This window comes from Methanobrevibacter sp. (assembly GCF_045586545.1).
Classification (GTDB): domain Archaea; phylum Methanobacteriota; class Methanobacteria; order Methanobacteriales; family Methanobacteriaceae; genus Methanocatella.
Genome location: NZ_JAZNAN010000071.1, coordinates 1 through 13980, shown reverse-complemented (window position 1 = coordinate 13980; position 13980 = coordinate 1). Strand labels below are relative to the sequence as shown.

Below are 13980 nucleotides of genomic sequence, written 5' to 3'. Positions count from 1 at the left end.
CATTACAAATGATTTATAGGACTCCTATTGAAGGACAAGGCGTTCTTATGGATGATGCTGACCATTCATCATTCGATGTAAGGGATTACATGAACAAGTATAAAAAGGCAATGACTCCTGTTGTAAAAGCTGCAATGGATGATGGAGTACACTACGGTAACATTGTTACTGTTCCTGCATACTGTGTTGGAGATATCGGACACCACATCGGTCAATCCACATACAACATGTGTAAAGATGATGTGATAATGGCCACTATCCAAGCTACTGCAGGCGTTATTGAAAACTCATTAAGAAACAATCTTGACGTGTTCCAAACACCATCCGACGTATTGAAACTTTCAACCGGTGCATCTGCATGTGCAACTGAATTCTTATTAGAGCTTGATGGATTTACTGCTCCAATGGTTGTTGATATGTTAAACAAAAGATTCCACAACTATGTACAGCAATATCCAAAAAGAGGTGCCGCTGCTGAGTTACACAACTGTGACTTCATGGACATGATTTACAGAGGATTTAATGCAATGAGCAATGCTAGAAAAATGAGATCCTCTGCAGGATTTGAAATCATTCCTAGAATTAAAGGTATGGAAGTAGACTTCAAACCTATTTTAGAAAACGAAGTTTTAATGAACCCACAAAGATATGCTTACCCAGCATGCGCAATTACAGTAAGATTCTCATCACTTATGAGATTAGCAGACTATCCATGTCTTTTAACTTCAGAACCAATTACAGCAACTATGATGACAAACATTATCGCTCTTGATAAAGAAGCCCCTGGATCACCTGTTAGAGGTTGTAAACAATGTGCTTCAGCATGTCTTGCAGATAACAAACACGAATACTGTCAATGGAGAGAAGCTGTATAGGTGAGTTGATGACTTGTAATATTAGAAAAAAATTCTTTGCAGAACTTTTAGGAACATTTTTCCTAGTATTTTTCGGTACCGGTGCGGCTGTTGTCACACTATTGATTACTGATGCGGCAGGAGCTACCGGAATTGGACCTTTAGGTGGACTTGGTGACTGGATTGCAATTGCTCTTGCATTCGGTCTAACTGTAATGATATGTATTTACGTATTCGGAAAGATTTCAGGTGCACACTTGAATCCTGCAGTAACCATTGGTCTGCTTGTAACCAAGAACATTGCTTTAATCGACAGTATTTATTATATTGTTGCACAAGTAATCGGAGCATGTTTAGGAAGCCTCTGTCTATTCCTATGTTTAGGCGATCCTGCAGTTGCAATCGGAGGACTGGGTGCAACAGCTCCAGGTCTTGGAGTAAGCTATCTACAGGCAATGTTTGCTGAGTTCTTGGGAACATTCTTCCTTATGATGGTTGTAATGGGCGTAGCAGTTGATAAAAAAGCAGAACCTGGTTTCGCCGGTATTTCAATCGGTATGACTGTTGCAGCAGTAATCGTTGTTTTAGGTGCCTTCACAGGTGCTTCAATCAACCCAGCACGTACATTCGGACCATACTTAATGGATACCTTATTAGGAGGAGCTAACCTCTGGGGATTCTTCCCAATATACTTAGTCGGCCCGATTCTCGGTGCGGTATGTGCAGCATTCGCTTATGCATATCTTGCAAAAGACAGTGGAGTTTGTGAACTCCCACAACCATTTAACGACGAATAATTCTTTTGAATTATTCCACTTTTTTCTTTTTTTGATAACCTATTTAATGTAAGTGAAACTAATATTATTTTAGGTGATATATTGAGTTTTGATATTAAGGAAGCTATTCTAATTTTTATTCGTGGACTATTAATGGGGTCTGCAGATATTGTTCCTGGAGTTTCAGGAGGAACAATAGCATTGATAACAGGAATCTATGCCCATCTGGTGGAGGCAATCAGCAGAATCAGGTTTGCCTTTGTTAAACCTCTCCTTAAAGGGGACATCAACGGTTTCATTCAGGGATTATTTGATGAAATAGAATTCAAATTTTTCATTCCTTTGGTTTTGGGTATTGGTGTTGCTTTCCTCACACTAGCTAAAGTGGTTACATATTGTATGGATGTGCATACTGCCCTGACTTATGCATTCTTTTTAGGTTTAATCATAGCTTCTGCAGTGATATTGTTTAAAAAACTCAATGAAATCAACTTGAAAAACCTGTTGTTTGCATTATTAGGTGCAATCTTGACTTTCATATTTGTAAGCCTGAATCCGATAGCTGCCAATCATTCCTTGCCGGTGATATTCATTTCTGGAATGATAGCTATCTGTGCAATGATTCTTCCGGGCATTTCAGGTTCATTTTTATTACTGCTTTTAGGCCAGTACAAACACATGCTGAATGCACTTCATCAGTTAAACATTGTTGAAATCATCGTCTTTGTAGTTGGTGCGCTAATTGGAATACTCGGTTTTTCAAAAATCCTCAACTACCTGCTTAAAAACCATGAAGAAGTAACAATGGCGTTTCTTATTGGGGTAATGCTTGGATCTCTCAAGGTACCGGCTGTAGAAATTGTAAACTCTGCAGGCTTGAGTTTTACAGGTCTTTTCCCATGCCTTATTGTTGCCGTAATAGGTTTTGCAATAATTATTATTTTAGAGACAAGATTTGATTATATGGAATAATCGAATTAAATACTTTTTTTTAATATTTATTAACAATTAAAAATATAAATAAAAGCAATGCTAGTTTTAAAAAAGGTCAAAAAACAGTGGAGATTGTATCCTATCGGCTCACCAAAAGGTGCGCTAAACCATAAAAGAGTCCCTGAATTTGTCGGAAACATCAAATTTTCCAATGACGGTGACTCACTGTCCATTTCAAGATTTGTTGCAGATTACAATTTCAATGACAACTCCACATTAAATGAAAAGTTGCTTCCCCCTTCTGAAGTAACTAAACTTTTACGTTCCCAGGCTGTTTTTTTGGCAACTCCCGACGAAAAGGTGGAGAAATTCCTGAAATCACTTAATATTAAGGTTAGAAAAACCCAGGTCTGTGATTTCTGCGCTTATGAGGGAAACATCACAATCGTCAACTCATCCTATTCCTATAAACATAACAACCAGTTAATCTGTAAGGACTGCGCTTATGATACAATCAAACAGGAAATTAAACTTCAGGGTTTCGATAAGAAAATATTCAGAAACCTGAAGTCCAAATTGGAAAAGACAGGAAGTTTGGAAAAGACTTTATCCGTTCTTGACCCTCACTTTGATCCGATTAAAAACAGAAATTTAACTTTATTCGATAAAACCAAAAAATCAAAGCATATCATACCTCCGGTTGACATGAAAAGGCTTAAGATTCCGAATGACTTTAAGCAGGTCCTGCTGGACTCCGGCAACACCAAATTATTGCCTGTCCAGTATCTGGCCATTAAGGAAGGCCTTCTGAAGGGTGAAGACCTGCTGGTTGTAAGTGCAACCGGTTCTGGTAAAACTCTGGTTGGGGAGCTTGCAGGAATTACAGAAGCCCTGAAAGGCAAAAAATTCATTTTCCTAACTCCTTTGGTGGCCCTTGCCAATCAGAAATACCGTGATTTTAAAAAGAAATACAAGAAGTTAGGATTGAATGTTGCCATTAAGGTTGGAAGAAATCGTGTTAAGGCAAAGGGTGAACTTAAGCTTCCTGATTCTGATGTCTCTAAAGCGGATATTGTTGTTGCAACCTATGAAGGAATCGATTATCTGCTTAGAAACGGCAACTCCGACAGCCTATCCAATCTGGGTGTTGTTTTGATTGATGAAATTCATATGATTGATGATGAAGACCGTGGAACACGCCTGAACGGTTTGATTAAAAGAATTAAGCATTTATATCCTGAAACTCAAATCATCGGTTTGTCAGCTACCGTCAAAAACCCTGAATTTTTGGCTGATGAGTTTAACATGAAACTCGTCCAGTACTCCCAAAGACCGGTTCCGCTAGAAAGACATCTGGTTTATACAAGAAACGAGTCTCAAAAACGTCATTTAATGCAGATTTTAACCAAAAAGGAATTCAACACCAAATCCAAGAAAGGCTATAGGGGCCAGACTATCATATTTACAAATTCAAGGCGCAAAACCCATCAGATTGCTAATTACTTAACCAATAAGAGAGTCAATGCCCAGGCTTATCATGCAGGTTTGTCCTATTATAAGAAAGAAAAGATAGAAAAGGACTTTGATAAGGGAAAAATTTCCTGCGTTGTAACAACTGCAGCTCTTGCGGCAGGTGTGGATTTTCCGGCTTCACAGGTAATATTCGATTCCTTGGTAATGGGAAACAAATGGATTAATCCCAATGAGTTCTCGCAAATGCTTGGACGTGCCGGAAGGCCATCCTATCACGACAGAGGTATTGTATATCTCCTGCCTGAAGTTGGCAATGACTTTGAAGGTGAATCTGAAGAGTCAAAGGCATTGGACCTTTTGGAAAGCAATCACGAAGATGTATATATTGAATATGATGAGGAATCGGCCTATGAGCAAATTTTAGCAGATATTTCATCTACATCAATAAGGTCTAAAGATGAATTGAACAAATTCTATAATGATATTGATATCCCGGTTTCTTTAAAAATAACTGTTGATGAAATGGAAGATTTGGGATTGATTAATGTTACAGCAAATAATAAACTTGAAGTTACAAAGTATGGTCGGGCAACATCAGTTTCATTTTTATCAATTGCTGAAGCCGAGTTTATTAAAAATACCTTAAATGATAGGGAATACTTAAAAAGATATGTCGGATTGTCACCGATGTATAAGAAGAAGGACAGCTACGACAAGCTGAAAGTATTGATTATTGCTATGGCGCTTGATTTGGAGATGTTTGAAAATGCATATCTCTCAAGCGTAATCCACAATCAGATTTCAAATGCCCTTAAGATTAAGTTTTCAACAAGGCTTTTTGCAGAATCCACTTTGGATATCATCTCCTCTGGAGAAGCAATCAGTAAGGTCGACAAGAAATTCCAGGATGCGTTGATTGCCCTTCAGACTGATTTCATGCAGTGCAAGTGTCAGGACAGGCCATTCTGCAGCTGCATGCAAAGGGGAATTTCAGAAGTAATTATTAACGAGCGTTTAAAGGGAAAGGATCCTCAAGACATTTCAAACAAACTTTTCAGGAAATATCAGATTCAGGTATATCCAGGGGATATCTTCTCATGGCTGGATAATTTTGTCAAAAATTTAGATGCGATTAAGAGAATTTCAAGTTCATTTAATAAAAATAATATAGTTAAAAAAACAAATTATCTAATTAAGAAAATCGAAAATGGGTGAAACAAATGTTTGCAGAAGATAAAATATTAACTGGTTGTAATGAAAACGAAAACGTGTTTTTATTACCAAAAATGGCCAATAGACATGGTGTAATTGCCGGTGCAACCGGTACTGGTAAAACTGTTACTTTAAAGGTTTTAGCTGAGTCCTTTTCAGATTTGGGAGTTCCCGTATTTTTGGCGGATATGAAAGGAGACGTTTCAGGACTTGCAAAAGTAGGCTCAACAAATGATTTCATTGCAAGAAACGTTGAAGCATTCGGCCTTGAGGAAAAAGGATTTAACTTCAAGTCATATCCTGTTGAATTTTGGGATCTCTTCGGTGAAAAGGGTCTTCCTGTAAGGGTTACACTATCTGAAATGGGACCAATGTTACTTGCAAAAATCCTGAACTTATCTGAAGCACAGGCAGGTGTTTTAAATATCATATTCAGGGTTGCCGATGACGAATCCCTTTTAATCATCGATTTGAAGGATTTAAAGGCAATGATTAATCACGTTGTTGAAAACAAGGACAAATATGAAAGTCAGTATGGTGCAATAGCTCCTAAATCAGCAAATACTATCCTAAGAAGCCTTATCGCATTTGAAGATCAGGGAGGAAACCTGTTCTTCGGTGAACCTGCACTTGATTTGGATGATTTCATGCAGGTTGACGATAATGGAAAAGGAGTCATCAATGTTTTGGATGCTCAAAAGTTATCCTTATCACCTGAAATATATTCAACATTCCTGCTTTGGATGATGTCCAGCCTATATCAGAACTTGCCTGAAGTGGGAGACATGGACAAACCTAAATTCGTATTTTTCTTCGATGAAGCTCATTTATTGTTTGATGAAATTTCACCTGAATTCGGCAAAAAAATAGAACAGATTGTAAGGCTTATCAGATCAAAAGGAGTAGGAATATACTTCATTTCCCAATCTCCTGCAGACATTCCTGATGACATATTGGCACAGCTGGGAAATCGTATTCAGCATGCACTTCGCGCATACACTCCAAAAGATCAAAAGGCAGTAAAAGTTGCGGCTGAAACTTTCAGGCCAAACCCTAATTTCGATACTGCTGAAGTGATATCCACTTTAGGAACTGGTGAAGCTTTGGTATCCACTCTTGATGAGAAAGGAGCACCAAATGTCGTTGAACAGGTTAAGATTGTTCCTCCTCAAAGCCATATTGGTTCTATTGAAGACGATTTACGTCAGCAAATCATTGACATTTCTGAATTCAAGTCCAAATATTGGGAAGCTGTTGATGCAGAATCAGCTTATGAGTTATTGTTGAATAAAATAGAATCTAATCCAAATATTGAAAGTGAAGTTCCGGCTGCGGATAAAGAAATCCTTGAAGAGGTTAAAACACAAAGACAGGAAGTTCCTCAAGAGGCTCCGGAAGCTCCTCAACAGCAACAAGGCTCCATTTTGGGAGACATTCTGGGAACTGTCATAGCCAGTCAAACCAAAACCACAACCAAACGTAGAAAAACTAAAAAATCCGATCCTCAAAAGATGGTTGAAAAGGCTGCTTCACAGGCAATGAATACTGCTGCACGTGAAGTTACAAAAGGAATCATGAGAGGAATATTTGGACAGATGAAATAAGGTGGTTTTATGGCTCATCCTCATAAAAAGGCAATTGCAGACATGCCTGCAGCATCTTTGATTGCAATAATCGAAGAGTCCAAGATGACTTATGTGCGTGAAAACTTAAGCATATTCATGCATGAAAGTCAAGTGAAACTCTTGAAAAAGGTTAGAAAGCATGAAAAGCCTCATCACAAACGTGTTAGGATTAGAGAATATGAAAAGGCTGAAAAGGATGACTTGTTTAATATGCATCTAGGCTTGTATTTGAAGAAATATAAGAAACTCGAAAAAAATGGATTAATCGAAATTGATTTGAATCCTGAAAACGGTCTTGCATATGACTGTTCTTTAACTCCTAAGGGTGTTGAAATTTTGGATGAAATAACCCGTTTGGAAAGTGAATGGGAAGATATTGTAGGCGTTAATGACGATGATTTGGAAGTTTTGAAAAAATTGGCGCTCGATTCATTTGAAATTTCCTATAGACACAAGAAAAAGAAAGGTTTCATATTCTAAATATTTCATTTCATAGCTATTGATTAGATGTTTCAGTAGCTTCTTTTCTATTTTTTTTAAAAATATATTAAATTATAATTGATTTTTTATATTATGAAATTTAAACATAATAATATATTAAATAATTATGGAGGATATTATTTTGTTTAAGATTGATAAATGGGTTATTTTGCTTTTAATTGCATTTCTTTTATTGATTGTTATTCCGTCAGGATTTGCTCATGAAATTGATAACAATCTAACAGTAGATGATGAAAGCAATATCCCTATTGAAAGTGTTGAAGAGACAGACACTCTTCAGGAGAGCAGTAATGATTATTACTTTAATGCGTCTGCTCTAGATGATAACGGGGATGGTTCGAAGGAAAGACCATATAAATATTTGACTGCCTACAGAATCAAGGCTAATGCTAATATTCATTTGGCCGATGGAGAATATAGATTAGATAACACAAAAGATATTCAGCAGGTAACTTTCATAGGTTGTGATGCCAACAGAACAGTCATTACTTATGAAGGTATTGCATTTAAGGTTTGGAATACCTTGACCCTGAATAATTTAACTATAAAGAATGCTACCATTTGGAATTATAAAAATCTAAATGCAACAAACACCATTTTTGCCAATGCTCTTGGACGAAATCCTGATAGTTATGGGAATAATTTTGGTGGAGCTATAAATTGCCCGTATTATAGCCAAAGCTACACTCCAACCGTAAACATTAGGAATTGTGCCTTTTTGGAAAACTATGCCGAATACGGAGGGGCAATTTATATGGACGGAGGCAGTTTGGATATTACTGATTCCATGTTCATAAATAACTTTGCTTATAACTTTGGTGGAGCGATTGCAGGTGAATCTGGAACTAAGATAAAAATATCCGGAACTAAGTTTTATAATTCTTCTTCCGTGGCTGATGCAGGTGGTGCAATCTATTTGAGGAGTTCTTCTCTGGATTTGAGTAATGTGGATATCTACAATTCATCCGCCACATTTGGAGGCGCAATTACTACCCTGAATACTGATGTGAAGCTTAACCATTTAAATGTTTACAATTCCAGCGCCAAATGGGATGGAGGAGCAATTTATCATATGTACGGCAATTTCACATCACTTTATGGTGTTTTCAGCAATAATTCTGCCCGTAACGGAGGAGCATTATTCATAGACAATTCCACAAATCTGGGCATGATTCAGAATAGATTTGAATATAACAGAGCCAGTTTCTGTGCTGGGGCGGTTTATTCACTTTGTAATATTATTAAAGGCCAACCAATTCAAAGAAGCAGATTCGTAGACAATACTGCATTAATAAACAATAATGAATACATATCCTCTTCAATCAATCTTACAATTGGAAATGGAAATTATACCATGTATAAGAATGTTCCATCCGAAATTGATATCCTTCCTTCATATTATTGTTTACGTGAACATAATCTGCTTACCATTCCAAAAGACCAGCAGGCTTCAGGTAACTGTTGGGCATTTACAGCAATAGCTGTTTTGGAATCAGCAATTCTAAAGGCTTCAGGTGACTATCTTGATTTGTCTGAAGAAAACATGAAAAATGTCATTGCCCAGTTTTCCGACTATGGATGGGATATTGAAACCAACGAAGGGGGCTATGACAATATGCCGATAGGTTATCTTGCAGGCTGGTTAGGTCCGGTATTTGAAATCAATGATACTTTTGATGACCATAGCACATTATCTCCGGTATTGAACAGTGTCATGCATGTTCAAAACGTTCTGTTCTTAAAAAGAGACAATTACACAGACAATGACGCTATCAAAAAGGCTATCATGAAATATGGGGCTGTCGGAACTTCAATGTATTATGACGACTATTACTTTAGAGGGAACGGAGGATACTATTGCTGGAGTTATCCTTCATCAAACCATGCAGTAACAATTGTCGGATGGGATGACAATTATTCCAGCTCCCATTTCTATGGCTCTCCGGAAGGCGATGGAGCTTGGATTGTAAGGAACAGCTGGGGTTCAGAATGGAAGGATAACGGTTATTTCTATGTCTCATATTATGATAGAAAATTGGCGCAGCCTGGTGTGGACAATATTGCATATACAATCATTTTAAATGACACTATCAAGTATGATAAAAATTACCAGTATGACATTGCGGGTCAAACAGATTTCTACTACACTGATTCCGATCAGATTTGGTATAAAAACAAATTTACAGCAGAAAATGATGAATATTTAGCAGGCGTATCTACATACTTTGAAAAAATAGCTAATTGGACTGCTTCTGTTTATGTAAATGGAGATTTGAAAGTTGTTAGGAATGGCTTGTCAAATCCGGGATATTTCACATTTGATTTAGGCAAATTGATTCATTTAACTGCAGGGGATATTTTTGAAGTAGCATTTAATGTCAGCGGTTTTAATCCAGTTTCCATGCCTATTTCAGAATACTATTCACTTAACAAGGAGATTTATAAACCTGAAATTTCCTATTACAGTTTTGATGGAGAAAATTGGATGGATTTATACAACCAGACTGGAACCTATGCAACACACACCTATTACTCTCAGGTTGCATGTATTAAGGCATTTACAATTTTCAACGAAATAAATACCTTCCTTGATTTGGCAATCGATTCAAATGAATTAGGTTTCATTAATATTACTGCAACAGTTATAGATGAATATGGAAACTTAGTAAACTCTGGAAATGTCACTTTTATTTTAAATGGCATGGAACAGGTTGTAAATGTAACACATGGTATTGCTACTCTAACTCATAGTTTTGGCAACAATCCTTATTCTGTTTATGCAACATTTAATGGAACAGGATATAATTCATCTACTGCCTCCCATAACATCATAAATGAGACAATTGATTTAAATCTGGAAATAATCAAATATCAAAATAATGTAAACATAACAGTTTCAACATTGAATACCATAAATGGTGAGGTTACATTAATAATTAACAATAAACCCTACAAAGCTAATTTAACCAACGGACAATACACATTTAATTTCACTTTGGAAAATGGAGACTATGGCGTTGAAGTATTCCTCATGGACTTTGACTATCAGGGATATAATTCCAGTAATTTTGCAATGGACGTTAAAGGAACTATAATTGAGGCAAATGACTTGAATGTTGATGAAGGAAAAATCATTTATTCAGTCAATTTAACAGATGAGTCAGGAAACCCTCTTTCTTCCAGAGTAGTTAATTTCACAATAAACAACAATGAATACTATAACATTACAGATGATGACGGTAAAGCTTGCATTTCCATAGATCTGCCGATGGGATTGTATGAGGTTTCTTCTGATTTTTATGGTGACAGCGAATATTTAAGTTCAACTAGCTTAAACACAATTAATGTAAGGTCTGTAATTGAAATAGGTGTAGATTATGAAATTAAGAGAAATAACATAATCATTGAGGCATTATTCACAAAACCAGTAAATGAGAATGTTTCCTTTATAATCAACGGCAGGCCATATTATAACATGTCCTCTGAAGGAAGGGCGATACTGATTTTAAATAACTTGGAAAATAATGAGTATGAGTTAAAAGTTGCACTGGTAAATACCACAAATTATTCATTTGAACCTAAAGAGGATAACTTTATAATCGCCTTTTACTCCTATGTAAAAGTCGATCCTGTTGAACAGCACTTTGTTGGAGATTCATTTGATATTATAATCTACAATGATACTCAAGTAAATGTTACAGTCAATGATGTGCCTTACAATATCAGCAATGGCAAAATAGACATTGACACTGCAAAATTGGCTTTCGGAGAGTATACCGTTGTAGCCAGCATAATGGATGGCGATTATTTGGTAAACTCTTCTTCAATTACTTTCAATATTGTAAAAAAAGCCAGTAAAATTAACAATCTTACTTTTTCATCAAGGGAAGTTGTTGTTGGTCAAAATGCATCCATTTCAGTTCTTATGAGTGATGATGAAGATGGAAATGTTTCAATCACTATCAATAATGCAACTTTTACAGAAACTATTAGGAATGGAGTTGCACAATTCAATGCCACATTGCCGATTGGAAATTACAGAGTCACAGCCACATACCTTGGAAGCGACAGGTATAATGCAAGTGATTCTGTAGTAGGGGAATTCGATGTTGTAGATAAGCTCACTCCAGCTATAAACATTTCTGCACCGGATACCGCTAAAGTAGGGGAAGAAATAATAATTTCTGCTAATGCTGAATATGGTGTGGAGGTAACATTAACAATAAATGGCAATCCTTTGAATGATGATGGAAAGTATACAATAGATGCTGCCGGAGCGTATGTTATTGTTGCAAGAACTGCTGAAAGTGAATTATACCATGCGGCATTTAGTTCAACCACAGTTTATGCAATTAAAAATGATGCTACACTCATTATTAATCCAATTACAAATGCTGAAGTTGGAAAAGAGGTTAATATTAATGTTGAAAACGTTTCAGGACCGATTACCATTAAAGTAAACGGAGAAGTTATTGATGATGTTTTCATCCCAAATAATGAAGGAACCTATGTGGTAACTGTCGAATCTATTGAAACAGAGGCATATTACAGAGGATTTAATTCAACAACATTTGAAGTATCCAGACAAATGACAGATATCGGCCTCAGTGTTGGTGAAGTCGTTGATAATGAAGTTACTGTAAGCGTAAAATTGCCGTCAGATGCAACAGGAACAATCCTTTTAAACATTAACGGCACTAAAGTCGCCATTGATACACAGGATTATAATCCTCGTATTGTTTTAGCAAGCGGATTTAATGATAATTTAAGAGATGTGAAAACTGCTGATTATACATTAAACATAGTTTTAAATGCTCCTGGAATGTATGCTGTCAATGCAACATACCTTGGAGATAGAAAATACCAGAAAGCAATATCAAATACAGTTATTATAGAGATTCCGGAAAAGCCGGAGGCAATCCCTACAAACATAACAATGAACATAGCTAATGATGTAATTTCACTAGACTGGCCTGAAAACGCTTCCGGTAATGTTGTAATCAAAATTGATGGTAGAGAAGTATATAATGGGGATGCTAATGAGACTCCTGCTATTGATTTGACTGGTTATCTGCCTGGAAATCATATTGTTGAAATTGATTATTCCGGTGATGAAAACTATGCCGGTGAAATCAAAACTCAAATATTCTCAGTTCCTAAAGCCGAAACCACAATAACTGCCAAACCTATTGCATTTGAAGAAGGCAATAGTTCAGCTATTGAAGTCGATATCCCAGGTATTGATTCAGGATTTGTTTTAGTTGATGTGGATAACAAAAAGTTTTATGGCGATATTAATGCTGGAAAAGCAAGCATTTCAATTCATGGCTTGGCTGCAGGCAATTATACTGCAAAAATTTCATTTGCAGGTGATGAAAAATTCAATGCTACAACATATAGCGTTGATGTTGTTGTTAGTGCAAAAGAAGAACCTGAAAACAATGTAACTGTTATTGTTGATGGTGTTGAGTATCCTGCTGTTGTAGTGAATGGTACTGTTATTGTTGATATTAATAAGACTGAACCGGATAACAATGTAACTGTTATTGTTGACGGTGTTGAATACCCAGTTGAAGTTATTAATGGTACTGTTACAATTGATACCAATAAGGCTGAACCAGAATTCCCTTCAACCGTTGTTGTGGATGGTAAGGAGTATCCTGTTGTGTATGTGGATGGTACTGCTGTTGTTGATACTAATACTACTGTTCCTGAGTTGCCTTCTAGTGTTGTTGTGGATGGTAAGGAGTATCCTGTTGTGTATGTGGATGGTGCTGCTGTTGTTGATACTAATACTACTGTTCCTGAGTTGCCTTCTAGTGTTGTTGTGGATGGTAAGGAGTATCCTGCAGAAGTTGTAGATGGAAAAGTCACTGTTAAAACAAATGCTAGCGAACCTGCTGTTAAAGAAAGGTTAGGAACAATTATTACTGCAGAAGACTTCACACAGTGGTCCTGTGATTATACTGTTGGCGAACGTGGAGGATACTTCGTCGGGTTGCTTACAGACTCCAACGGTAAACCATTAGTCAACAAAACTGTGCAAATCGGTTATAATGGTATTAACTTCAACAGAACAACCAACGGAACAGGACATTTCGCTGTGCAAATAGGATTGCAAAACGCAGGATTATACACATTCGGTATGGCTTACCTTGACGATAATGACTACAATGCTTCATTCCTTGTAAGAGGAATTACCATTGTCAAAAAACCGACAAGCATCGTTGCTAAAAACAGTGCATTCAAAGCCAAAAAGAAAACCAAAAAGGTAACTGTAAAACTCGAAACCATTGTTGGATCTGCAATTGACGGTAAAGTCTACCTTAAAGCTGGAAAAAAACTAACTTTAACTGTTAATGGTGTAACTTACAAAGCTAAAACAGATGCAAACGGTAAAGCAACCTTTAAAATCACTAAATTGAACAAAAAAGGTAAGTATAAAGCTAAAATCAAGTTTGCCGGCGATACATTTGTCTATAAAAAATCAAGTGCAAAGATAAAAATAACTGTAATTTAGAGGTTTAATTCCTCTTTATTTTTTCTTTTTTTAATATATATTTTACTAAATGTCTACTTTATTTGATAACTTTATATATTTTGATT

7 protein-coding genes are annotated in these 13980 nt (G+C 36.4%); all 7 read left to right on the top strand.

All coding sequences use genetic code 11. The annotated features are described in order from the left end of the window. Window positions 1–875 (top strand): DUF2193 family protein (locus tag ACKI3D_RS05800; RefSeq protein WP_407392841.1); only part of this gene is annotated, 875 nt, incomplete at its 5' end. A gap of 8 nt (window positions 876–883) precedes the next feature. Next, the gene (locus ACKI3D_RS05795; protein ID WP_407392839.1) at window positions 884–1651 is read left to right on the top strand and encodes an MIP/aquaporin family protein; all 768 of its coding nucleotides are present in this window, start codon (window positions 884–886) and stop codon (window positions 1649–1651) included. A gap of 132 nt (window positions 1652–1783) precedes the next feature. Beyond that, the gene (locus ACKI3D_RS05790) at window positions 1784–2602 is read left to right on the top strand and encodes a DUF368 domain-containing protein (protein WP_407392843.1); all 819 of its coding nucleotides are present in this window, start codon (window positions 1784–1786) and stop codon (window positions 2600–2602) included. A gap of 57 nt (window positions 2603–2659) precedes the next feature. Further along, window positions 2660–5251, top strand: coding sequence for a DUF5814 domain-containing protein (locus ACKI3D_RS05785; protein ID WP_407392837.1), 2592 nt, complete (start codon window positions 2660–2662; stop codon window positions 5249–5251). A gap of 5 nt (window positions 5252–5256) precedes the next feature. Beyond that, complete coding sequence (locus ACKI3D_RS05780; protein WP_407392835.1) at window positions 5257–6852, top strand: helicase HerA-like domain-containing protein; 1596 nt, start codon at window positions 5257–5259, stop codon at window positions 6850–6852. A 9-nt stretch (window positions 6853–6861) separates the two neighbouring features. Beyond that, on the top strand, window positions 6862–7353 hold the full coding sequence (locus tag ACKI3D_RS05775) for a hypothetical protein (RefSeq protein ID WP_407392833.1): 492 nt from the start codon (window positions 6862–6864) through the stop codon (window positions 7351–7353). Between the two features lie 142 nt (window positions 7354–7495). Next, the gene (locus ACKI3D_RS05770; protein ID WP_407392831.1) at window positions 7496–13894 is read left to right on the top strand and encodes an Ig-like domain repeat protein; all 6399 of its coding nucleotides are present in this window, start codon (window positions 7496–7498) and stop codon (window positions 13892–13894) included. The last annotated feature ends 86 nt before the right edge of the window (window positions 13895–13980 follow it).

What these genes read in the sequence shown, in the direction of transcription:
- ACKI3D_RS05780 (WP_407392835.1), top strand. Translation starts at nt 5,257, where the DNA reads ATGTTTGCAGAAGATAAAATATTAACTGGTTGTAATGAAAACGAAAAC.
- ACKI3D_RS05790 (WP_407392843.1), top strand. Translation starts at nt 1,784, where the DNA reads ATGGGGTCTGCAGATATTGTTCCTGGAGTTTCAGGAGGAACAATAGCA.
- ACKI3D_RS05795 (WP_407392839.1), top strand. Translation starts at nt 884, where the DNA reads ATGACTTGTAATATTAGAAAAAAATTCTTTGCAGAACTTTTAGGAACA.
- ACKI3D_RS05775 (WP_407392833.1), top strand. Translation starts at nt 6,862, where the DNA reads ATGGCTCATCCTCATAAAAAGGCAATTGCAGACATGCCTGCAGCATCT.
- ACKI3D_RS05785 (WP_407392837.1), top strand. Translation starts at nt 2,660, where the DNA reads ATGCTAGTTTTAAAAAAGGTCAAAAAACAGTGGAGATTGTATCCTATC.